The organism is Chloroflexota bacterium (assembly GCA_034717495.1).
In the GTDB taxonomy this organism is placed as follows: domain Bacteria; phylum Chloroflexota; class Anaerolineae; order JAAEKA01; family JAAEKA01; genus JAYELL01.
On sequence record JAYELL010000016.1, the window covers coordinates 21,209 to 44,228 of the forward strand.

The window sequence follows — 23,020 nt, forward strand, 5'->3', positions numbered from 1 at the left end:
CGATGAGCTGCCATCCTTCGATAGTCTCATTGTATCACATCTTGTGCCAGATTTCTACAGGTTGTTCGAATCCTTCAGATGTACACTCCCCGCTGGCGGGGGATGCCCCGCCAGGTAGCTGGCCGCGATCACCTAAACCGTCTGCTCAAATTTGCGCAGATATCGAATCAGGCCCGGCACCTCCATGAAGGAAGGCACGGCGACCTCATAGCGGGCGATCGCGTCAGCATCCGCGCCATCGGCCGCCGCCTGTTCAGCAACCCAGTGGGCGAAGCTCTCGCCGATCGCCTCGACAGAAAAGCCTTCCTGCAGGCCCTGGCGGACGAAGTCCACGTAGATATCCAGCAGTTGTCCAACGGCATCGAGGTGTTCGATGGGGTCACTGGTCTGCGCCACGGGGCCGAAATGGGTTGGCAACAATCGATCGGGCTGAAGTTCCTGCAGGCGAAAAAGACTGCCCTTCCAGGCTGGGATATCGATCTCCGGAGGTGGGGTCGGCAAACGCAGGTGGGTCTGGCCCGGAAGGCGCACACCGGCAACATCACCGGTGAAACAGAGCCCGTCCAGCAGGTAGGACATATGGTGGTAGGCATGACCCGGGGTATCGACGGCCGCCAGCCGCAGGCCGGCTGCCTCGATGACATCGCCGTCCTGCAGGGCATGAACCTGGCCGGCCGGTACGGCGATGGTCTCACCCCACAGGGGATCCATCAGGTCGCCGTAGATGCGGCTGGCGGAAGCAAGCAGCCGGCTGGGGTCGGCCAGATGCCGCGCGCCAACATGATGCACGTGGACCGTCGCGCCCGACTCTCGAGCGACCCAGCCGGCGGCACCCGCGTGATCCAGGTGGATATGGGTGACCAGCACGTGGCTAATCTGGGCCAACTCGATGCCAAGAAGGTTGAGTTTCACCTTGAGATTCTGGAAGGTGGAGGCAGGACCGGTTTCGATCAAAACGAAACCAGCAGGCCCACGTACAAGATAACTGGCGATAACCTCTGAGGTATCCTGAAAATCGAGATCAAGAACATCAAGCATAGTGTAGAAGACTCCCTGGTTTAGGATCGGAACAGCCAGAACATTCTGCCCCATGAAGAGGGAAAAGTCAATGCCATCGAAGACCTTGCAGGGGAAACGAAAAAATGAAAAAGGGACCTGCCGGCAAATATTCCACCAGGTCCCTGCAGTTGGCGCTATCAGTAACCAGATTGGCGCTAAGGTACCGCCGAACAGTCTGCGGCAGACAATGATGCCATTGCCTGCTTTTCCAGCGTAGTTCCGACGCTGTTGCAGCGCCTAGCTTTCGCCGTCACCTACCGGCTCGGTCTGGGTCGCTACGTAGCCCACCTTGGTCGACTCGATGAAACCAAAGTAGAGCGGTTTCTCGTTGCGCATGATGTCCAGGACGCTGTCGAACCTGGACATGGGGTAGCGCAGCTCTACCCGAGGTCCCTTGGCATTGATGGGCACGTTGTTTTCGTCGTTGTAGAAGACACAGCTCATGACGTTTTGACCGCCATGGTAGCAGTGAATGAAAGCGCCAATCGTATCGCTGGTGGCGCTGCGTCCATAAAACACAGCTTTGTAGCTGGTAATGGGGGAAGAGGAGAAGTCGGCCATTTTGTGCTCCTTTCGGCCAGGTTTTTCGAGCTTCAAGTTCTTTGCCGGTCAGATCATCAGTTCATTTTTCACTCCTTTCATTCTCACTTCTGCCAACGGCAGCATGGATCAGAATTCGTCGTGGCCGCCTGACGCGGCATTGACTCCATTATACCACACCAATGCCTACAAAATGCCTACAAGAGTGGCGGACTCTCCTTGTTTCCGCTATAATGCCCAGCAGTTCACCAAATAGCTCTCGGAGTGAGTGGAATATCATGGATCAGAACATGAACCTGCCGGCGGGTAAGCTACCCCCCGCGCTGCTGGATGGCCTGCTCAGGCGCTTCGCGCCCAGTGACCCGCGCCTGATCGTTGGACCGCAGATGGGCGAGGACGCCGCCGTGATCGACTTCGGCGATCGCTATCTGGTCGCCAAGACCGATCCGATCACCTTCGCCACCGACGAGATCGGCTGGTATGCCGTCAATGTCAACGCCAACGACATTGCCGTCATGGGTGCCAAGCCCCGCTGGTTCCTTGCTACGGTGTTGTTACCTGAGGGCAAGGCCACGGTCGGACAGGCCGAGTCGATCTACGGGCAGATTGCGGGTGCCTGCCAACAATTGGGGGTTGCACTGGCCGGGGGACACACGGAGATCACCGTGGGATTGGACCGTCCCATCATCTCCGGCTGCATGCTGGGGGAAGTGTCGCCGGAAAACCTGGTCCGCTCCTCGGGCATGCGCCCGAACGACTTGATTATTCTGGCGCGGGGTATTCCCATCGAGGGTACAGCAATCATCGCCCGGGAAAAGCAAGGGGATTTATTGGCTCGGGGTTACGGGGCCAGGCTGCTGCAGCGGGCGCAGGCCTTTCTTCACGATCCTGGTATCAGCGTGGTCGAGGCGGCCCACCTGGCAGTGGAGGCAGTGCCGGTCCATGCCATGCACGATCCCACCGAGGGTGGTTTGGCAACGGGTCTCTGGGAGATGGCAATGGCATCGGAAGTGGGGATCGATATCGACTTTGATGCGGTGCCGGTGGCGCCTGAGAGTGAAGCCCTCTGTGCGGTCTACGGGCTGGACCCGCTGGGCACCATCGCCTCAGGGGCTCTGGTGATAGTCCTGGCGCCCGAAAACGTGGATCAGTTGCTACTGACTTTTGACCGGGCGGGGATTCCCGCCCGAATCATTGGGCGCGTCACCGGCACGCCTGGAGAAATGAAAGCAAAACGGGGCGGCCAGGCCATCGCCTATCCCCGTTTTTCGGTGGACGAAATCGCCCGGCTCTTCAGTTGAGCGCCGGACGGCTTTCAGAAGACCGCGGACGGCAGACGGCGGACCGCTTCCAGAAGACAGCGGTCGGTGGTCATCTGTCAGCGATCTTCGATCACTTCAACTGTCAACGCGTACTGCCGGCTTTCTCCCGGCTCCAGATGGGGCAGAGAGCCTCGCTCCCGGGCCGTCCCCCTGCCCTCAAGAACCCCGCAATTGACAGGTTCGACGCCCAGCACGTACATGCCCTCTCCCATCATCTTCCATTGAACCAGGTAGGGCAAGTTGGCGTTGGCATAGGTCAAACGCAAGCCCAAACCTAGGTTGGTGTTACTCACCTCCACAGCCACCCGGCCATCTTCATCCGCAAGCGGCTTGTGCCGGAACACCTGCTCCTGATACCCGGCCGTCGGTGGCTGGAAGTTCATCCAGTTTTCCAGATCACTTTCAGCCTCGGCATCCCGCGGGATAGTCTCTTGCGAATCGACATGCAAGTGGGTATCCGGGCTGAGCAGCGGGAATCCCAGATTGAAGTGGTAGAGGATCATATGTGGCTGCGACTCAAAGCCCTCGTTGGTGACCACATCGTCAATCTGTATCATGTTGGAACCCAGGCGGGTGGAAATGCGTCGTCGCAGGACCAGATTTTCGCCGAACACGGCCGCTTGCCGGACTTCGCCAGTGATTTCAAGCTCGTACTGCTCCCCCATCCAGCCGGCGCGGTAGCTCACATAGCGAGCAGGCAAGTTGCTCACACGTCCGTGCAAACCGAATTCTTCGCCCAGATCGCTGGTGGGAGGTCCCCAGTGATCCAGCCCGCAAGTGGCCAACAATCCCCCGGGGAAAGAACGCAGCCAGCCCAGCCCCCGGGAGTCATAATAGGCGGGATGGACCTCTCCCACCGAGGAAACCCAGGCCAGAGGAATCCCCTTGTAACGGCATGCGGAAATATCCAAAGCCCGGTCAGCCAGCAGGTCAAAGGTGAGACCAGAGCCAGTCCACACCTGCAACAATCTGCTGTCCCGTGCCAGTCCATCGGCGGCTTCCAGCAGTTTGACACCCGCCAATTGATCCATATGCCCGACATGTTTCAGTAGTTCCTGCCGGCTCAAACCATCGTAATTCATCAGAATTCGCTCCAATTCGAGACCCTGTCTCCATGTCATTCCGGCCAAAATTCGATGGGCTACAGCGCGACAGCCTTGATGCCTGTCAATTCGCAAAAAGCTATCAAATCATCATAGAGATGTTCGCCGTAACCCAACACTGCGTATTCATTGCCCCAGGCAGCGACAAGCTGGTCGATGTCGCAATGAGCGGTTACAAAGGCGTGAGGCCAGAAGGGAACGCCACATTCCCGTTGACGTTCTTCCAGCTCCTCGACGGGCGGTTCGAAAACTGAACAGCGGGCGACAACCATCTCGAATTGGCCGTTGTTACGTCCCAGATGGGCCAGCACGCCCTCGCCGGCCTTGCAGACCAGCTTGACCGACAGGCCGCCGGCCTCCCCCTCCGTGGGAATCCCGTGTTCGGCGAAGCCTGCCGGCCCAACCTTGCTTGCCAGGGAAGGGGGACAGGTACCGTCGCCAATGATCTTGATCTCGTTGTTTGACTTGTCGATGTGCTGCAGGTCGCCGTAATAGACCCGCTCAACACTCAGATCGGTGATCAGCTTGACCGTCAGGGCTGTGTTGAAATCGCTCAGGGTGGACGTGCCAATGCCATGCTGCAACATCATGCTCTGGGCGAGGCAGGTAGCGCTGTAATCATCTCCCAGGCCAGGGAAGGATTGAATCGTATAAAATTCCCAATCCTCCTTCTCGACGATTGACTTGACGGCCAGGTACAATCTGATGGAACGCTCGGCCATATCGTCGTCGGGAATGGGGTCCGAGAAGAAGGGCTGGATCTCGTGCCGGGCTTGCTCGACATCCTCCATCGAGAATCGTTTCGCTGTTTCGATCAGCGCCGTGGTATCGCGCCTGTCGATGTCCACGCCGAAGAGCTTCATCCATTGAGAAGGATCGGCCACGCCGCACGTCTGGCCCATGCCCCGGCCGCCAAACGCGCCCAGCGTGCTCATGTTGAGTCTGTTTTTCTCATGGCTGGCCCGGCAATAGGAGACGATGCCATCGATCGCATCAGGATCATTGGAGGCGCCATACACAAAACGATGCTGGATACCCACCTCTTTCAGCGCTCCGTGCATCACCAAACCACCGACTGGCCTCCAACCTTGCGAGCCGGGATGAGTCCAGAGCACGATGCCATTGCCCGTGAACGAGAAATCACGAAGCGCAGCGACGAGATGCGCCGCCCATACCCAGGTTCCGGAAAACAATACCAGGGCGTCGATGTCATCCTGTTTCTTGAAGCGAGCAAAACACTCTCTGGCTTCCTGCTTGCTGGCGATGATGACATCGTATTCGATCAATTCCATGCCGGCGCCGCGCAGGGTCTCTTTGGCGTCAGCAATCACTTGTTCATCGATGAAGGGTGCGCCCAGGGGATCTAAAAGGCCGTCCTTGTGCACGCCATAAACGATGAATCCGACTTTGGGTCTGATCATTGTAAAATCCTCTCTACTGGCAAACCAGGTTTGGATTGAACACCGGATAAGTCGTCGGTTGAGGTGTCGAAGTTAGAGTACACAGCCGGAGTTGAGGATCGATAGTTGCGATATGCGCCGCCGGATCACGGAAGGGGTTCACCGGTTACATCGTCGAACATAGCCAGCGTTTGCTGCCCATGCACAGGTATCCGCAATTCCTTATCCAGAACGGTGCACATAATACCAAGCAGCTCATCCTCAGCCGCCCGGAATTGATGGATCTCGTCCGATTCGACAAAGATAGCATCGCCAAACTGGATGGGAAAGACCTCTTCTCCAAAACGGACTGTTCCCCGCCCGCGCAGGACCAGAACGGCGTGCTCGTAATTATGCTGTTCATAATTGCTGCATGCGCCCGGCTCTATTTCAAAATAGCGCAACTCCAGGTTATTGGAATCGTCCTGCCGGCTGATAAAGCGCCGCACCGAAATGCCAGGTCTGAGCGGGCCATAGTCCTCGACAGGAACACCTTGCCAGTCCCAACCTCCATTTTTGCCTTGAAAGTGATGGATAGTGCCCATGGTTCTTAACCTCCATGATTCTGTGATTGAAGTTGTTCGTCTCTGATTATTGGTGCGGTAATCTGCCTCTATTGTAAGAGGCAACGGGGTGTGGGCCAAATCCGTGCTGCCAATACCTACGCGGGTCTGAGTCTCCACTTGAACTGCACCCGGGGTCAGGGTACGGATGATTGCCCATGGTAGCACATCTCGCAATAACTGTCAATTGCTATCGAATTTTCTTGTTTCATTTGACAACTACTTTCATTTGTTGTAGAATGCTAGCACTTTATTGTAATGGAGCAACTGTCCATGCCAAATACACCTTTTGTAGAAAACCAACAGATCGGCTCTGCATTGCCCGCTACCCAGTGGGTCTGGCGATTGTACGGTGCGGGCCTATCCAAACTGAGTATGTCGGAGCAACCCCTGCCGGCTCCCGAACGCTCGATGGTTGCTCTAGCCGGCCTGAAGCAATTGCCTCATGCTCTGCAAACGATGATTGATGCCGTTTACCCTGGCAAAATCATAATCTTTCCGGCGCTCCTCGATTTCCCCTTAACTGCCCTCACCGATTTGCAATATGTCTTGCCGCAGGTGTACGTTAAGCTGGGTGACGGGCGAACCTGGACGGCTGAAGCCGAAGAAGCTTTTCTGGAAACGATGCAAACCGGGGGGGAGGAAGCGAGTGATTGACAAAAATGTGGTGATCTGGGGCGCCGGGCGAATCGGGCGCGGCTTTGTCGCCGACCTGTTCAACACGGCCAACTATCAACTGACTCTGGTCGACCAGTCGGCAGAATTGATCGCTCAACTTCGCCGGGCCGGCCAGTTTACCGTGGTCCGGGCCGCCAACGTCGAGGAACGCCACGATCAGATTATCAGCGGCTACACCGCCCTGCAGACCACACAAACCGCTGAGATCGCCGCCGCCGTTTCAGCCGCCGACTCGTTGGCGGTGGCCCTGTTTCCTCAGGATTTTCCCAGCGCGGTCCAACAGCTGCTTCCAGGGCTGACCCGTCGCCAGGCGGAACGACCCGACGCAGCGCTGGACATCATTCTGTTCACCAACCTGTCTCATGCGGCGCTTCTCTTCCAGGAGCAATTGCAAAAGGCGTTGCCGCCGGACATGCAAGCCTACGCAGCCAGTCGCATCGGTGTGGTCGAGAGTCTGGTCATTCGCATGGTGGCCGAACCACCCGCCGAACTCAAAGAGCGTGAGCCGTTGCTGGTGTGGACCAACGGTTACAGCGAACTGCCGGTCGATCGGCGTGCTTTCAAAGGGAAAGTTCCCCAACTTCCCGGCTTGCGCCTGGTCGCTGACATGCGGGCCGAGGAGATACGCAAGATGTATACCTATAATATGTGCCACGCGGTGCTGGCCTATCACGGCGCCCGCCGGGGGCACACCCTGGCCGTGCAATGTCTTCACGACCCCCAGGTGCGGGCTGAAGCAGAGGGCGCGTTGGCTGAAGTCAGCCGGGCCCTGCAGCTTGAATACGGATTTAGCGCCGACGGGATGGCTCGCTGGAATGAAAATGTTCTGCGCCAGACCGATAATCCAACCCTGGGCGATACCGTGGCCCGCCACGGTGCCGACCCGCGACGCAAACTCAAGCGCAGTGACAGATTAGTCGGCCCGCTTTTGCTGGTCCACAAGCATGATCTGCCAGCTCCCTATCACGTTCGAGCCATTGCTGCAGCTCTCTGTTTTCAAGACCCCCGCGATGCCGGCGCTGTTTACGTACAAAAACAGGTGGCTGATCTCGGCGTGGAATCCGCCGTTCGTGAGTTGTGCGGATTGACCGAAGCCGAGGACGACCTGGTCGAGTCGATTGTTGGCGCATACGGGCAACTCGCAGCTTAAATCACGCTTTTGATTATCCACTCTTTCGGCAGGAGACATTGACAATGAGTCTCGCGGGTCTTGATATTGGTACCACTGGCTGTAAGGCCGTGGTCATCACCACCGAAGGAGCGGTATTGGGCAAAGCCGGGCGCGAGTATAAGCTCAGCGTGCCGCAACCGGGCTGGGCGGAACTTGATTCTGAAGAGGTGTGGGCAGCTGTCCAGGACGTGCTGCGGGATGTGGCGGCCGCAACCCATGCCGACCCGGTAGAAGCGATCAGCGTGTCGGCTATGGCGGATACCGTCACTCCATTTGACCAGGATATTAATCCACTCGCCGCCAGTATCGTGTCGTTTGATGCCCGGTCTGCTGCTGAAACCCAGGAGATATGCAACCTGGTGGGACGGGAATGGCTTTTTCAGACGACCGGCATGCCGCCCCACTCGACCCACTCAGCCACCAAGATACTCTGGCTGAAGAACCACCGTCCTGGCCTCTTCAGGCAAACCCGTTGGTTTCTGTGTTACGAAGACTTTGTTCTGGCAAAACTGGGCGCTGAACCAGCCATCAGCACCTCCAACGCGGCCCGGATGATGATGCTCGACCTGGGCCGGTTGACCTGGCAACCTCAGCTCCTGGAAATCTGCAGCATCTCGCCAGAGCAATTGGCCGCACCGACTCAGTCAGGCGTCATGGTCGGTGAGATCGACCGGCAGTTGGCAGCAGAATTAGGCTTAAGGCCGGAAGTCAAACTGGTTAGCGGGGGCCACGATCAGCCATGCGCTGCGCTGGGGAGTGGGATTGTGTCCGAAGGCATGGCTCTGGATACCACCGGCACAGTTGAAGTGTTATTGGTGACATTCCAGGAGCCCCTGCTGGATCAGGCCATGCTGGATGGGTATCTTTGCTGCTATCCACACGCTTACCCCGATCGTTACTGCAGCTTTGCCCAACTCCAGGGAGCTGGCGCCGCTTTTCGCTGGTTCAGAGACCGTTTGGGGCATGAAGAAGTTGTTGAAGCTCTCCCGGCCCGGGCCGATCCCTATGACCTGATTGTCTCCAAACTGCCTCGACAGCCAACCGGTCTTTTTGTTCTGCCTTATCTTGCCGGCAGCGGCACCCCCACGATGAACCCAGCGGCAAAAGGTTCCATCTACGGACTGACCCTGAATACTGATAAATACGATCTGGCGCGAGCTATCCTGGAAGGCGTCACATACGAGTTGAAAACCAATATCGACCTGTTCGAGTCGACCGGAACAAAGATTGAAGCCATCAAAGCGGCAGGCGGTGGAGCCAGGTCTGATTTTTGGCTGCAACTCAAAGCCGACATCACCGGTCGGGTCATCGAGGCCAACCAGCAGACCGAGGCAAGCGCCCTGGGCGCAGCGATCCTGGCTGGCTACGGGCTGGGGTGTTATTCCACCCTGGAGGAAGGGATTAAAGCCGTTGAATCTCCAACACGGGCCTTCCACCCTGACGCCGAAACCCATGCTCGTTATCAGGAAGACTTCGCCAAATATGTGGTATACAGGGAAGCAATGAGCGATCTTTACAGCTCACTATCCTGATCGCCGTTGTGTTCGATCAAGTTGTACTTAACCAGGTGGCCACGCCGGCGCGCTGCAACGCCTGGTTCGAGGCGGTCAAAGAGCGCTGCAAAGAATTCTTGCGCGTATTCAACTACGCTGATTATGCCTGAAATGAATCAAAAGCTATTCCGCGAAGAGCGGCTGCAATTAATCACTGAATTGGTAAAGACGCGCCGAAAGGTGCATGTCGGTGAATTGGCCGTGCAGTTCAATGTCAGCCCGTCCAGCATCCGCATAGACCTGGCCGAGCTGGAATCGCTGGGGTTACTGAAACGCACGCACGGCGGCGCGATCGCAACTACCGAGGTTCAGGGGCGCCTGGTTACTCAGAAATCATCTCTTGAACTGCGGCAGATGGCACATCAGACCGAGAAAATGGCGATTGCCCAGGCTGCGGTCGATCTCATCGAAGATGGCGAAACCTTGATGATCGATGGGGGCAGCACGACGATTCATGTAGCCAGTCAACTGCGTGATAAGCGCGGGCTTACCATTATCACCACGGCCATCAGCCTTTTACCACATCTAATGGCTATTCCTGATGCACGGGTTTACGTCGTGGGGGGGCTACTCGATACCAGATTCGAGACGCTGGTTGGGGATATAACCATCGATACATTGGAACGATTCCGAACTTCCAAAGCGATTTTGGGGATAGACGGAGTCTCCGCGAGTGCCGGCCTGAGCGTGACAGACCCGGCGGTGGCCATGACCAAAAAAAGCATGATGCGCCACAGCGATCAGGTCATCATCGTTGCCGACCACACCAAGCTCGTTCGGGTTTGCCTTTTCCCTATCGCCTCCCTCGAAGAATCTGACTATCTGGTTACAGACAGTCGCGCATCTGCTGAAATCATAGAAGCACTTGAGGTTGCTGGACCGCAAGTGATTGTTGCGCCAGTAGAAACAACTGAGGACGCATAGACAGGAATCACCGCGCAAAATCTGCTTCGTAAACGGCCCCCGCGCCCGCAGCTCCTTGATGATGGCGTAGGCGAAAGCGGGTGACCGGGCCACCAGGATGGTCGCTACCACCTTGCTGGTCGAACAACCCCAACACATAGGGCCCAACGAGCACGCCAACAAATTAAGGAAGCAGCTGATCAGGGGTAAGCCTGCACACCGGAATCGTTTGCCTATGTCTTTTGCCGCCAAGGTGATGGGTTCATTAGGGTATTGACATATCCACACAACTGATATATACTAATATATATCAGTTGAAAAACCACCATGATCCAATATCTGCCACTTTATGCTCAAATAAAAGAAATCATCAGCGACCAGATTGAAAAGGGTGAACTGGTCCCTGGTGACCGGATTCCCTCGCAGAGGGAACTGTGTAAACAGTACGATGTAAGCCACATGACCGTACGCCGGGCCATTAGCGAACTAATTCACGAGGGCGTTATTTTTGCCATCCCCGGCAAAGGTCTGTACGTAGCCGAAAAAGCGCAGTTTGTTGATAGCGATTCACTGACAGGCTTTGAGGAGCAGATGACCCGCCTGGGAGTTGGCACTACTACCAAAATGTTGGACTCAGGTGTCACTGATGCCTCAGTCTCATTGGCCCGCATGATGGGTGTAGTGGTTGGCGCACCACTGATTTACATGTCCCGTCTGCGTCTGGCAAACAACGAACCACACTCCATCACCCATGTCTATTTGCCCCGCACGCTTTGCCCCAGCCTGCTAGACTACGATCTGGCCGCCAATTCGTTGTTTGAGACACTACGCACTCAATATGGGCTTAATCTGGCTAGCAGCATCTCAACCATTGGCTCCTTGCTGGCCAATGAAGAACAGGCCGCCTTGTTGAATCTTTCGCAACCGGCCGCCTTGCTATTTAGAAGGCAATTGACATTTTTAGATACCGGACAGGTCATTGAGCTGAGCCGTTCCTACATGCGCGGTGACATTCACTGCATTCAGATGGCCGAAGGTGATCCGTCGGTTAAACGACTTAGGACAGAGAATTCAGTAACTTTCTAGAGGCTACCGTCGTTTCAGGAAACAATTCAGTAAGTTATTGTACCCTAAGTCCTTTAGCGGTACGTTGGAGATTGTCAATCAAACTGTGGTTTAGAATGAGACTATCGTCAGGATTGGAGATCTTCTTGTGAAACTCACCATTGTCGGCGGGGGTGGCGTGCGCGTGCCTATGTTTTTAGTCTCGACGCTGCGCCGGGTTGATTTGATAGGCCTCGATGAAGTCTGCTTGCTGGATATCGATCCGGACAAGTTGCAGGTGATGGGCAGCATCTGCCGGTATGTGGTTGAAACCAAGGGCAAAAGCGTTCGCATCACCACCACGACCGACCCCCACGCCGCCTTTGATGGGGCGCGTTACGTGGTTACTACCATCCGTGTGGGCGGCGACGAAGGCCGCATTCTTGATGAAAAAATCGCCTTACAGCACGGCGTTCTGGGTCAGGAAACCACTGGTCCGGGCGGCTTTGCCATGTCAATGCGCAGCATCCCGGCCATTCTACAGTACGCCGACCTGTTGCAAAAGATTAGCCCCGACGCCTGGCTGTTGAACTTCACCAACCCCGCCGGGCTGGTGGCCCAGGCCCTGCATAATCAAGGTTTCAACCGGGCCATTGGTATATGCGATGGTGCCAATCTGGCCCAGCACGGTTTGGCCCGCTGGTTGGGCGTCGAGCCAAGAGAATTACGAGCCGAGGTTTTTGGTCTGAACCACCTCTCATGGACGCGTCGGGTGTGGCTGGACGACAAGGATGTGCTGCCCGATTTCCTGGCTGACCCGCAGGCGATTGCCCAAACCAATATGAGTATTTTCGACCCCGCGCTCATTAAGTACTTTGGCATGTGGTTGAATGAATACCTCTATTACTACTACTACGCTGACCAGGCTGTGACCGATATTCAGGCTGACGACAAAACACGCGGCGAAGAGGTGCTGGAGCTCAATCGCGCCTTGCTGAAAACGATACAGCAAATTGACGTAGAGGAAAACCCACAGGCCGCGCTCAGTGCTCTTCAGTCGGTGAACCAACGCCGGAACGCCACCTATATGCACTATGCCCGCCCCGACGCTCTCACCATGGACGAAGCCGACCAAAGTGACTCAGGTCCAGAGGACCGGAGTGACGACGATGAGGGCGAAGGCTACGCCGGTGTGGCTCTGGACATCATCGAAGCGCTAGAAACCGGCAGGCCGATCTACATCGGCCTGAATGTGCCCAACAACGGCGCCATTGACTGTATGCGTGATGATGATGTGGTAGAGGTAAGCTGTGTGGTGGATAGCAGTGGCGTCCGACCCCTACCTGGCGGCGCGGTACCGGAAACCCAGGAACTCTTGATGCGCACGGTCAAACAGTATGAGCGGCTGGCCGTCGACGCCATTCTCAGTCGCTCCCGCGATACGGCAGTGATGGCACTTATGGGACACCCGCTGGTGCTTTCTTTCTCACTGGCAGGTACATTGGTTGACGAATACCTGGCTGCACACCTTGAATACATCGGGGAATGGTGGTAATGGCAAAAACACCGCCAGTCTCTACCTATGATGTTTTCTTTTGCGACGGTTACGTCTGGGACCTGACATTTACCGGCCTGCCCGAGATGCCCCGATTAGGCACTGAGATATTTGGGTCCGGTTTTCAGATGACGCCGGGGGCCAGTTTTTATTCAGCCGTGGCGTTCCATCGTCTGGGGTTACGAGCTGGCTGGAGCGTCGATATCGGCAATGATCCGTTGAGCCGGTTTTTCCTGGAAACGGCGCAGCAGGAAGGGCTGGATTGCAGCCTGATTCGGATACGCGATTTTCCCATTTTCAGCGTCACCACTTCACTTTCGTTCCCACACAATCGAGCGTTTGTTACCTATGCAAATGAGCCGCCCAGCACACCGCTGATGCCTCTGATAGAGCAATACCACCCGAGACTGTTGCTGCTTTCCAGCTTAGGTAGTGGACTTCGCTCCATCGAGTGGCTCGCGGCCATCCGTAAGGCAGGCACAAAGATTTTCCTGGAATGCCAAGTGCATCAGACTTCGCTCGACAACCCGGATGTTATTTACGCCTTGCAGTCTGTAGACATTTTTGCTCCCAACGAGCAAGAAGCCCTGGAGTTGACCGGAGCAGCCGACGTAGAAGCAGCACTGGCCAAATTGGCCGAGTTGACCCCGCTGGTAGTCATCAAACTGGGTCCGCTCGGAGCAATCGCTAAAGTCAACGGGAAAGTTGTTCATGTGCCAGTGTTAAGGGTCAAAGTTCTCGACACCACCGGCGCGGGCGATATTTTCAACACCGGCTTTATCTATGGGTACCTTGGAGGCGAACCTATAGAGAAATGCTTGATGTATGGCAACATCTGCGGTGGCCTGTCAACCACAGGGTATGGCGTCCGTAATGCCCCGACCATCGCTCAGGTCAAAGGAGAAATGTCCCATTATGCCATGAAATAATACTGTCAATACTACCCGCGAAGGCCCGCTATTGGTGGGAGCGGCCAGAGTCAGGACTTAGAAGATGGGGTTTTGCCTGGCCCAAACACCGGGTGCTTTCACTTTGACCGTTGCTTGAAATCGTTTGGTCCCGCTTTTACCGATAGCCCATTTTCAGAAAGGAGGTGGATATTGCTTCAACGATGGTAGATTGGCTACAAGAGTGTATGTTTTTCAATCGCGTAATTCCAATAAGGAGGCTACCATGCGACGCCAACAGTGTTTCAGTCATCACAGACTCTTGTTGGTAAGTATTTTGATCATCGTAGGAGTTGTTGTTGCCGCCTGCGCTACGATTACTCCCCCAGCCCCGGCTCAGGAGGAGCCCAGCCAGCCTTCAAGCGTTGCCACTGAGCAGCCTGCAGCAGAAGCTGAGTCTCCTGCCGAAGAAATCGTGTTGGATATTCGGGCTTCACAGCCGGAATACCTGAACGCTGAACGGCAAATCTGGGACATCTACGAAGCCCAGAACCCGGGGGTCAAAGTCAACTTATTTGCTGTCAATGAAGACCAGGTTGCAGCGTTTGAAGCCAAAATGGCGGGTGGCTACGTGCCGGCGATGGACTTGCATGGCGCTGCCGTTGATGCCGGCAACTACCAAAACTATGTCAACCTGCTGGACGTAGATTTTGAGTGGTTTGACCGCTGGCAGTATGATGTACGAACTGCGGCTGAAGAGTTAACGGGTGTGCCGGGTGTGTACGCGTTGGATCCCTTCCTGGGCCGTTTCTTTACCTGGCAGTATCACGCCGATCTGATGGAAGAATTGGGCCTAGACCCGCGTGAAATTCAAACACAGGCCGATTTAAAACAGTTTCTGGCCGACTGTACAGCTGCTGTTGCGGAACGGGATGATATCGATTTCTGCTGGGACCAGGGCTGGCACAACTGGGTCTGGGGGGGTAATTATTTCGGAATGTGGCCCCTGTCACACGCTGATGGTCAGCGCGACCGCCAGCGAGATTCGTTCTTAGGCCAAATTGAGGATCCGGCCGAGGATCCCTTCCGCCACAGCTTTGAGTGGATCAAGGAAGCCTATCAGTCAGGTTGGATGCCTGAAGAGTTCTGGCTGCGTGAGTGGGAAACCGATATGGAAACCAGCTTTATTGCCAGGAAATCGCTGATGATGTTACACGGTCCCTGGACCTGGGACAAAATGCTGGCCGCCGACCCCAGCGCCCAACAGTTAGGCATTCCGTCCACTCCACCGGAAAAAGAGGGCGATCCCTGGGTCCAATCTATGGGGCCCGTGAACCTGAATCGCGGTTATCGAATCCCTATTGGCAACATGGACAAACCGGAATGGTCGCAAGTGCTTGACGCCTTTAACTGGTGGTACAGCCCCGAGGTAGTTAAAATGCAAGCGGAAATAAAAGGCGTCGGTGTGTTGTACGATCTGGATGAACCGCTTGAGTTGGAAGGCCCACAATGGCTGGGGATTATCAAAGAATTCCAGCCGGGTGGCTTGTATGAAGATGTTATCATCGAAACCAGCCCCACCGGAGATACTGCCGTTACCAAATACAAAGTAGAAGGGAGCGGCAACTTCTGGGATTGGCAGTGGAATGATGTTTGGGCCAAGGTGGTGCAAGATGAAATGACTGTAGACGAAGCATTGGCATGGTTCCACGAGCAGATGGCTAACGATTACGATCTACCGTAAGCCATCCCGTTTTTCTGCCGTAACTTTCCGGAAGTTTCAAAACTTCCGGAAAGTTACTATCTGTCATAGAATCAACTCTCGCCCCCAAAGATGATAGCTTTAATAGGCACTGGCTTCAGGAGGTTTATGGTTTCAGGGATGACATGAAGTGAAAAAGCGTGCTTGTTCATTCCAACACCGCTAAAGGTCAGGAGGTTTCCCAGTATGGAACAGACCGTCAATGCGCCGGAGGCTATGGCTGACAAAAAGAAGATGTCGCCCCGGCAGCGTAAGCGCCATATTCAGAACTTAATTCTGCTGACGCCGCAATTTATTATCTTTCTTACACTGGTTATTATCCCACTTTTCGTGGCCATACCCTTTTTGTTTTCCGATATGTCGAATTTTCTGGACCCCCGGGTAAACTTCATTGGTTTTGATAATTTTACCCGTCTCTTTACCGACTCCAATATTGCAGCCGACTACTGGCCTGGACTGGTCAAGACTATTCGCTTCACCATTTTAAATTACGCTATGGTGTATGTGTTTGGCCTGACCCTGGCTCTGTTGATGTATGAAGTAGGTTTTCGGGGGGGGCTGTTTACCATGATTTACTTGCCTTGGATGGTTTCCGGTCTGGCTCTGGGTTTTATAGCCCTGATGCTTTTTTCAGAGTCCACCGGCACCGTAAATCTGCTGCTGGAAAAATGGGGCATAATCAAAGAACCCTTCAATATCAAAAGTGAGGAAGGCACGACCATCGTGCTGCCGGTACTGGTGGGCTGGAAGGCTGCCGGATTTAATATGGCAATTTTCCTCACTGGCTTGCTGAGTATTCCCAAAGATACCATTGAAGCCGCCATTGTTGACGGAGCCTCGTATATGCAGCGCCTTCGGTGGATCTATTTTCCGCAGATGATCCCCTCCTTTGTCATCGCTACAATTTTTGCGCTGATGGGTTCGTTCAAGGTGTTCGATGAGTTAGTAGCCATGGGTGGTCTCTATCAAAATGACGCGGCTGAATTTCTATCGATTATCTTTTTCCGATATGGCTTTACCCAAAATAAACTATCCCTGGCCATGACCCTGGCGGTGCAAACCTTTTTGCCGCTCATGATTATTGCCATTTTCTTACAGTTCTTACAGCGGCGTGCAACCGTTTATCAGGATTAGGGTTACAGGGAGCTGAAAGAATTTTGGAAAACGAAAACATCAGCCCTTCCTCTACCGCTACTACCCATAACAGTAGTAATAAACGATCTCTGGGCAACTTCCTGGGGGGCGACTTCTCATTGAGTAAGCGCAGGCGGGTTTTACGTAGCGCTATTTTGGCGTTTTTTGTTATTTATGCCCTGCTCACCATAGCGCCCTTTTACTTTCTGTTTGTGCGCACGTTCATTGACACCAAAGATTCCACCGATCTGCATCTCTGGCCTCCTCCCATCGGGGAAATCAGTATGGACGCCGGTATCGGCAATCTCTCCATTTTTTATAATCTTGATCTGCAGAAAGTTAAGGATGACTGGGGCATTCCGAACACGGAATACCTTAATCCCAAATGGAAACTAAGTCGCATAGCCGAAGAGTACAGCATTTCTCAAGATACCATTCGGGAATATCTAAGACCATTTGGCCGTTACAATGGCTGGATTGTATTGTTTAGCAATGAAGATTTCTGGCCCTCTATCTTGCGAACCATGACGGTTACGGTTTTGGGGGTGGTTGGACTTAGCATGTTGGGAATATTCACTGGCACGGGACTGGCCGGCTTACGATATGGATACCAGCGTTTTTTTTACGCCCTCTATCTGCTGGAAGTGGTTATACCACCATTCCTGATTTTGCTGCCTCAGTTTTATATGGTCAACAAGATACAGGCCCTCATTCCTGGTTCCGGCGAACCTGGTACGATCCGTAACATCAGTCAACTGGCCGTTATCGTCGCGCTTTACATTAAAGGTGGAGCGCTTTCAACGATGATTTACACCTCGGCCATTGGCGCTATTCCCCGCGATCTGGAAGAGTCGGCAGAGATCGATGGAGCCAGTCGCTGGCAATACATCTGGTACATTCTGCTGCCACTTATGAAGGTGCCCATTGCCAGCTTAACCGTTATCGTGCTGCCCTTCTTTTGGAATGACTTTCTGCAACCTTTTGTGTACCTTGATCCCAAAAATTCGACCTTGCTGCCGCTCATTCAATCGTTCACCGGGCAATATACCACCAACTTCCAAATTGTCTTTACCGGCGTGTTTATTTCAATAATCCCTCTGGTGCTGATTTACATCCTATTCCGCAAATGGTTTGTCGCCGGCGTAATGGAGGGAGCCATCAAGGGGTAATATTTCTGCACCGCTGACCGCCAAGGAGCTTACGCCTAATGTCACAAGATCAACCCAATATCCTGTTAATAACAACTGACCAACAGCGGTTCGACACGGTTGGAGAACGCGCGCCGGGCTTCATGCGTACGCCCCACTTCGATATGTTGGCCCGTGAAGGAATCACGTTCTCTCGGGCTTATGCGGATTGCCCAATCTGCGTGCCCTCTCGAGTCTCCATCATGACCGGTAAAACCATCTTCAACCACGGCATGACCTACTTCGGCGACACGGCCACCGTTATCGATCGCAACACCTCCTTGCCGGGCAGCTTTCGGCAATTGGGTTATCAAACCGCTGCTGTGGGCAAAATGCACTTTGGGCCGCCTGAACGCGTGCGCCACGGTTTTGACGAGATGATTCTTCCAGCTGACTATTACCTTTGGATGACACGCTCCGGTATCCCCTACCAACCGATGCGCCACGGTCTGGGGCAAAACGAACTCTATCCCGGCATGGCCACGGTACCGGAGAATCTCACACTGACCGCGTGGACTGCCGAACAGTGTGTGGAGTACATCCGCGCGCGGCGCGACCCTTCGATCCCATTTTTCCTGTGGTGCAGCTTTACCAAACCACACCCTCCCCTCGACCCGCCAGAACCCTATTACTCAATGTATCGGAATTCGCCTATCCCCGAACCAGTTTTCGGTGATTGGTCAGATGACGAACATTGTCCCGAAGTCCTCAAACGTTTTCGCCAGCAGTGGAGCAACGACCTCATTCCACCGGAGATTATCCGCGAAGCGCGCGCTGCTTACTACGGTTTGATCACTCAAATCGACTACAATATGGGCCGGGTTTTTGCCGCCCTGCAGGATATGAAATTACTGAAACACACTCTTATTCTCTACACCTCCGATCACGGCGAGATGCTGGGCGACCACCATTGCGGCGGGAAGATGTACTTCCACGAAGGTTCTGCGCATGTTCCCTTTGTGTTACGCTTGCCCAAGCGCTGGGAAAACCGGGAACATGGCACGATATGCGATACGCCTGTTACCATGGCTGACATCCTGCCGACGCTGGTTACGGCGGCCGGCGGCGAACCGCCGGATGATGTGGATGGGGTTGATGTTTTATCCCTCGCCCGCAATGATGCTTCTTCATCAGAAAGACACCTCATCGCCACCGGCAGGATTTATCCCGATGGAGACCCGGAATATCTGGCTATCACCGACGGGCGCTGGAAATACATCTGGTATCCTGAAGGTGGCACGGAGCAGTTATTTGACCTTGACACCGACCCTTGCGAATTAACCGAACTGGCCGGACTTGCCGCGCATCGGGCCAAAAGTGACGAACTCAAACAAATTCTCACCCGTCGTCTGGAACACCGACCGGAATTTGTAGAAGATGGACAGTTGATAGTCCGTGAGCTTCAAGGCGACAGCGAACGAGACCGTCGCAACAGGCCCTGGCCCGGCTACCATACTGAATACCATCTCGCCGATGTGCGGCATTGACATTGATTGCATTCGGATGTGTCGCAATTGGCAATTGCGACACATCTGTCTAAAGAGGGCGAAAGTCAACAGGTCCTGGCCAAATCAAGCCTGGAATTCCGTACCGGACAGACCGGTACCTCTTTGCTCTCCTGCCAGGGTCTCTCTGACAACTGGTCGTGATTATCACCGTGCCTCTTTCGCCTCCTTAATAATGTAATGCGTGTTGGCTTCGAAAACTCGCTCAGAAGGACAGTTGAACGAAGTGTCTGGTAGAGAAGCCGTTAAAGGAAAGCCGAATGTCCACATCTATCAAAATCAGCATCATTGGGGCGGGCAGCGCCCAGTTCTCACTGGGGTTGGTCAAAGATCTCTGCTTGACCGAAGGCTTGGCCGGCAGTCAGGTTTGCTTTATGGATTTGGATCGAGAACGGCTGGAAACAGTACACAAACTGGCCGCACGTTACGCCGCCGAAATGGGTGCGGATTTAATTTTTGAAAACACCACGGAGCAAAGCGTGGCCCTGCAACACGCAGATTTCGTTATCAACACTGCCTATGTCAAAGGGCATAGCCACGAATGGGCCATGCGCGATATCGCCGAAAAGCACGGCTACTACTACGACGGGGTGCAATTGGGCGACTACTACCAGTTGCGCCTGGCCCTGGACATTGCCAGGGAAATGGAGCAGGTTTGCCCGCAGGCCTGGCTCATCCAGGTAGCTAATCCGCTCTTTAATTGCACCACCCTGATAGCCCGGGAGAGTGATATTAAAGTGTGCGGTTTGTGTCACGGTTATCACGGCTTTGAAGTCATCGCCCGCACACTCGGCCTCGACCCCGATCAAATTACGTGGCAAGCGCCCGGCTTCAATCACAACATCTGGCTGACCCATTTTATCTATCAGGGCCAGGATGCCTATCCCCTGCTGGATGAGTGGATTGCCACGAAAGCCGAGGATTACTGGCAAACCCACATCCAAACCCACACCCACGATTGCGATTTGTCGCGGGCGGCGGTGCATCAATACCAGTTGTATGGACTATTCCCCGTCGGCGATACGCTGCGCCGGGTGGGCGGGGGTTCCACGGTGGGCTGCACCGTCTACCAGGGAGAGTGGTGGCTGCACACGGATTTTGAAGCCAAGAAACACTGGTTTGGTGAACCGTGGGGCGGTCCGGACACGGTGATGGGGCGTCGCTGGTTTGGGCAATTGTTGCAAGAGAGCATCGCAGCGATGATAGAAGCAGCCAATAACCCCCAGGCAAACCTGATCGAAACCTTTGGCGACACCAAAACCAAAGAGGAAATTGTCCCAATCATCGATGCTCTGGTGAATAACAATGAAGGGCAGTTCCAGGTAAATGTTCTCAACAGGGGCGCAATCGAAGGCATTCCCGACAACGTAGCGGTGGAGGTGCCGGCCGTTGTCAATCAAAAAGGTATTCAGGCCCTCCATGTCGGAGCGCTGCCGCCAAAGCTGATGCTGGAGGCGATTTTACCCCACTGGCTGGATATGGAACGTAACCTGCTGGCCTTCAAAACTGGAGACCGTTCGATCTTGCTGTGGAACGCGCTCAGCAGCCACCAGAATCGCTCCTACCAGCAGGCTGTTGCGGTAATGGAAGACCTGCTGGCTATGCCGGGACATGAAGAGATGGACGAGTTTTTCAACTATCCTGCTAAACTGAAGTCATAATGGGAACGTGAGTTTTTTTCGGGAGACATGCTAAACTTCATGAAATTACTGAAGCAGCTATGATGTTCCCTCAAGGCTTCGCGGATCTGCCTGACCTCGTCCCAGGAATTCCAGAGAGCGGGCGGAGGAGGTGGGTGGTAGTTCTCAGGGGTGGTCGACGTAGATGTCACCCGATCAGCTGAAGCCGGATATTGCAGGAGCCATTTCTGTCTATCCCTCGGCTCTAACCTTTTTGGAAAGATACACCAGATGTGATAAAATCAACTATGGCGTCTGTCGTAGACAATGCACGCTGGTAAGTGAAGCGATGTCTGTTGATCTGATTCACTATCCCTCTCTCAACGCCAACAGCCAAAGTCATGTCAACTGCGCGTTACCAACCCATTGCTATTCAGGCGACTTCGGATAGATTGCCACCCCGTGATTTGTCCGTGGATCCCTTGATAGGTACCACTGTTTCTGCTGTTTGCGATCAACTATCCACACCTACAGAATTAAGGAGACAACCCTATGCGTAACAATCGAGTTTGGTATCTCATGTTCGCGCTCGCCCTGTTGAGCGTGCTGGTACTTTCGGCCTGCGCCGCGCCCGCGGCCGCGCCGGTGGCTCCCGCCGAAGAAGAGGCCGCGCCGGCAGCCCCTGCCGAAGAAGAGGCCGCGCCCGCTGAAGGCGGCGGCGAGTTGGAAATCTTCAGTTGGTGGACTGCCGGTGGCGAGGCCGAGGGCCTGAACGCCATGTACGAGGTTCTGTCAGCGCAGGACCCGGGCCTTGAGATCATCAACGCGACCGTCGCCGGCGGCGCCGGTTCCAATGCCAAGGCCGTTCTGGCCACCCGCATGCAGAGCGGCGATCCGCCAGACTCCTTCCAGGTCCACGCCGGTCACGAATTGATCGACACCTGGGTGGTGGCCGATGCCATGGAATCTGTCACCTTCATCTTCGAGGAGAACGGCTGGATGGACGCCTATCCTCCGGGTGTGATCGACATCATCTCTTCCGATGGCGAAATCTGGAGCGTACCGGTCAACATCCATCGTTCCAATGTGCTCTGGTACAACAAGGGTGTCTTCGCTGACAATGGCCTGGAGCCACCGGTCACCTTCGACGATTTCTTTGCCGCGGCCGATGTCCTTCAGGAGGCCGGCATTGTCCCCATGGCCCAGGGCGACGACGGCGTCTGGGCGGCTGTTCATCTCTTTGAGGATGTGCTGCTTGGCGTTATGGGTCCCGAACTCTACTCTGGCCTATGGACTGGCGAAACCGATTGGAACGGACCGGAGGTTACCGCAGCGCTGGAAACCTACGCCAGGATGATGGATTACGTGAATGAAGACCACGCCGCCATCGACTGGACTCAGGCAGCTCAGATGGTCGTGGACGGCGACGCTGCCACGCTCATCATGGGCGACTGGGTGGCTGGCTACTTCACATCCCTCGGGCTGGTCCCGGATGAGGACTACGGCTATATGCCGTCGCCCGGTACCGATGGCAGCTTCATGATGCTCTCCGATTCCTTTGGCCTGCCCAAGGGCGCGCCCAACCGCGACAACGCCATCCACTGGCTGACCGTGGCCGGCTCCCTGGAAGGCCAGGATGCCTTCAACCCGCTGAAGGGCTCCATCCCGGCCCGCACCGATGGCGACCGCTCTCTCTACGACACCTACCTGCTGTCGGCCATGGACGACTTCGCCAGCAATGAGATCACCGCCAGCCTGGCCCATGGCGCTGCCGCGTCCGAGGGCTGGGTCACCGCGTTCAGCGATGCCATGACGCTCTTTGTGGCGGACCTGGATGTAGCGACTGCTCAGGCCAATATGGCCCAGGCATGTGTCGACGTCGGCGTCTGCGCCGAATGACATTCGTGATGTTGCGATAAGTTTGGAATAACGAGCGCCGTCAGCCGGCATTGCAAAGCTGGCGGCGCTTGGTTTTTCTAGCAGTCTTACGTTTTGT

At 55.0% G+C, this 23,020-nt stretch carries 19 protein-coding genes; 14 read left to right on the forward strand and 5 right to left on the reverse strand.

Features of this window, described 5'->3' with window-relative positions; translation table 11 throughout:
* Positions 1–132: 132 nt before the first annotated feature.
* Together U9R25_03875 and U9R25_03880 are read right to left on the reverse strand one after the other, a co-directional pair.
* Complete coding sequence (locus U9R25_03875) at positions 133–1,038, reverse strand: MBL fold metallo-hydrolase (GenBank protein MEA3335022.1); 906 nt, start codon at positions 1,036–1,038, stop codon at positions 133–135.
* A gap of 258 nt (positions 1,039–1,296) precedes the next feature.
* Positions 1,297–1,620, reverse strand: coding sequence for a hypothetical protein (locus tag U9R25_03880; protein MEA3335023.1), 324 nt, complete (start codon positions 1,618–1,620; stop codon positions 1,297–1,299).
* 257 nt (positions 1,621–1,877) lie between these two features.
* On the opposite strand from U9R25_03880, the gene U9R25_03885 reads away from it, so the two are divergent.
* Complete coding sequence (locus tag U9R25_03885) at positions 1,878–2,900, forward strand: AIR synthase family protein (protein ID MEA3335024.1); 1,023 nt, start codon at positions 1,878–1,880, stop codon at positions 2,898–2,900.
* Between the two features lie 77 nt (positions 2,901–2,977).
* On the opposite strand, the gene U9R25_03890 is transcribed toward U9R25_03885, so the two are convergent.
* The 3 genes from U9R25_03890 to U9R25_03900 form a co-directional block, all read right to left on the reverse strand.
* On the reverse strand, positions 2,978–4,003 hold the full coding sequence (locus U9R25_03890; protein MEA3335025.1) for an aldose 1-epimerase family protein: 1,026 nt from the start codon (positions 4,001–4,003) through the stop codon (positions 2,978–2,980).
* A 59-nt stretch (positions 4,004–4,062) separates the two neighbouring features.
* Positions 4,063–5,445, reverse strand: a complete 1,383-nt coding sequence (locus U9R25_03895) for a hypothetical protein (protein ID MEA3335026.1) — start codon at positions 5,443–5,445, stop codon at positions 4,063–4,065.
* Between the two features lie 125 nt (positions 5,446–5,570).
* Positions 5,571–6,008 carry a cupin domain-containing protein gene (locus U9R25_03900; protein MEA3335027.1) on the reverse strand — a complete coding sequence of 146 codons (438 nt, stop codon included), beginning with the start codon at positions 6,006–6,008 and terminating at the stop codon, positions 5,571–5,573.
* A 291-nt stretch (positions 6,009–6,299) separates the two neighbouring features.
* Between U9R25_03900 and U9R25_03905 the strand changes: the two genes are divergently transcribed.
* From U9R25_03905 to U9R25_03965, 13 genes are all read left to right on the forward strand, one after another.
* Positions 6,300–6,683 (forward strand): hypothetical protein, encoded by a 384-nt coding sequence (locus U9R25_03905; GenBank protein ID MEA3335028.1) that lies wholly within the window; start codon positions 6,300–6,302, stop codon positions 6,681–6,683.
* Complete coding sequence (locus tag U9R25_03910) at positions 6,676–7,854, forward strand: hypothetical protein (protein ID MEA3335029.1); 1,179 nt, start codon at positions 6,676–6,678, stop codon at positions 7,852–7,854. The genes U9R25_03905 and U9R25_03910 overlap by 8 nt, the downstream gene beginning before the upstream one ends.
* A 44-nt stretch (positions 7,855–7,898) precedes the next feature.
* Positions 7,899–9,407, forward strand: a complete 1,509-nt coding sequence (locus tag U9R25_03915; GenBank protein ID MEA3335030.1) for an FGGY-family carbohydrate kinase — start codon at positions 7,899–7,901, stop codon at positions 9,405–9,407.
* Positions 9,408–9,539: 132 nt separating this feature from the next.
* Complete coding sequence (locus U9R25_03920) at positions 9,540–10,352, forward strand: DeoR/GlpR family DNA-binding transcription regulator (protein MEA3335031.1); 813 nt, start codon at positions 9,540–9,542, stop codon at positions 10,350–10,352.
* A gap of 306 nt (positions 10,353–10,658) precedes the next feature.
* Positions 10,659–11,417, forward strand: a complete 759-nt coding sequence (locus tag U9R25_03925) for a GntR family transcriptional regulator (GenBank protein ID MEA3335032.1) — start codon at positions 10,659–10,661, stop codon at positions 11,415–11,417.
* Between the two features lie 127 nt (positions 11,418–11,544).
* Positions 11,545–12,930 carry a 6-phospho-beta-glucosidase gene (locus U9R25_03930; protein MEA3335033.1) on the forward strand — a complete coding sequence of 462 codons (1,386 nt, stop codon included), beginning with the start codon at positions 11,545–11,547 and terminating at the stop codon, positions 12,928–12,930.
* Positions 12,930–13,859, forward strand: a complete 930-nt coding sequence (locus U9R25_03935) for a carbohydrate kinase family protein (GenBank protein MEA3335034.1) — start codon at positions 12,930–12,932, stop codon at positions 13,857–13,859. Before U9R25_03930 ends, U9R25_03935 begins: the two co-directional genes overlap by 1 nt.
* Positions 13,860–14,103: 244 nt before the next feature.
* Entirely contained in the window at positions 14,104–15,561 is a 1,458-nt protein-coding gene (locus U9R25_03940; GenBank protein MEA3335035.1) for an ABC transporter substrate-binding protein, read from the forward strand.
* A 204-nt stretch (positions 15,562–15,765) separates the two neighbouring features.
* A complete protein-coding gene (locus U9R25_03945) occupies positions 15,766–16,713 on the forward strand; it encodes a sugar ABC transporter permease (GenBank protein ID MEA3335036.1) in 948 nt (315 codons plus the stop codon).
* Positions 16,714–16,736: 23 nt separating this feature from the next.
* A complete protein-coding gene (locus tag U9R25_03950) occupies positions 16,737–17,882 on the forward strand; it encodes a carbohydrate ABC transporter permease (GenBank protein ID MEA3335037.1) in 1,146 nt (381 codons plus the stop codon).
* Between the two features lie 38 nt (positions 17,883–17,920).
* Positions 17,921–19,387, forward strand: coding sequence for a sulfatase-like hydrolase/transferase (locus U9R25_03955; protein ID MEA3335038.1), 1,467 nt, complete (start codon positions 17,921–17,923; stop codon positions 19,385–19,387).
* Between the two features lie 278 nt (positions 19,388–19,665).
* Positions 19,666–21,066 carry an alpha-glucosidase/alpha-galactosidase gene (locus U9R25_03960; GenBank protein MEA3335039.1) on the forward strand — a complete coding sequence of 467 codons (1,401 nt, stop codon included), beginning with the start codon at positions 19,666–19,668 and terminating at the stop codon, positions 21,064–21,066.
* Positions 21,067–21,576: 510 nt separating this feature from the next.
* Positions 21,577–22,923: an ABC transporter substrate-binding protein gene (locus U9R25_03965; protein MEA3335040.1), complete on the forward strand. Its 1,347-nt coding sequence runs from the start codon at positions 21,577–21,579 to the stop codon at positions 22,921–22,923.
* Positions 22,924–23,020 lie beyond the last annotated feature (97 nt).

Bases quoted from the DNA above. Each gene is read 5' to 3' on its own strand.
- U9R25_03915 (MEA3335030.1), top strand. From the start codon at position 7,899: ATGAGTCTCGCGGGTCTTGATATTGGTACCACTGGCTGTAAGGCCGTG.
- U9R25_03895 (MEA3335026.1), bottom strand. From the start codon at position 5,445: ATGATCAGACCCAAAGTCGGATTCATCGTTTATGGCGTGCACAAGGAC.
- U9R25_03945 (MEA3335036.1), top strand. From the start codon at position 15,766: ATGGAACAGACCGTCAATGCGCCGGAGGCTATGGCTGACAAAAAGAAG.
- U9R25_03885 (MEA3335024.1), top strand. From the start codon at position 1,878: ATGGATCAGAACATGAACCTGCCGGCGGGTAAGCTACCCCCCGCGCTG.
- U9R25_03940 (MEA3335035.1), top strand. From the start codon at position 14,104: ATGCGACGCCAACAGTGTTTCAGTCATCACAGACTCTTGTTGGTAAGT.
- U9R25_03925 (MEA3335032.1), top strand. From the start codon at position 10,659: ATGATCCAATATCTGCCACTTTATGCTCAAATAAAAGAAATCATCAGC.
- U9R25_03880 (MEA3335023.1), bottom strand. From the start codon at position 1,620: ATGGCCGACTTCTCCTCTTCCCCCATTACCAGCTACAAAGCTGTGTTT.
- U9R25_03935 (MEA3335034.1), top strand. From the start codon at position 12,930: ATGGCAAAAACACCGCCAGTCTCTACCTATGATGTTTTCTTTTGCGAC.
- U9R25_03955 (MEA3335038.1), top strand. From the start codon at position 17,921: ATGTCACAAGATCAACCCAATATCCTGTTAATAACAACTGACCAACAG.
- U9R25_03890 (MEA3335025.1), bottom strand. From the start codon at position 4,003: ATGAATTACGATGGTTTGAGCCGGCAGGAACTACTGAAACATGTCGGG.
- U9R25_03965 (MEA3335040.1), top strand. From the start codon at position 21,577: ATGCGTAACAATCGAGTTTGGTATCTCATGTTCGCGCTCGCCCTGTTG.
- U9R25_03875 (MEA3335022.1), bottom strand. From the start codon at position 1,038: ATGCTTGATGTTCTTGATCTCGATTTTCAGGATACCTCAGAGGTTATC.
- U9R25_03905 (MEA3335028.1), top strand. From the start codon at position 6,300: ATGCCAAATACACCTTTTGTAGAAAACCAACAGATCGGCTCTGCATTG.
- U9R25_03960 (MEA3335039.1), top strand. From the start codon at position 19,666: ATGTCCACATCTATCAAAATCAGCATCATTGGGGCGGGCAGCGCCCAG.
- U9R25_03900 (MEA3335027.1), bottom strand. From the start codon at position 6,008: ATGGGCACTATCCATCACTTTCAAGGCAAAAATGGAGGTTGGGACTGG.
- U9R25_03920 (MEA3335031.1), top strand. From the start codon at position 9,540: ATGAATCAAAAGCTATTCCGCGAAGAGCGGCTGCAATTAATCACTGAA.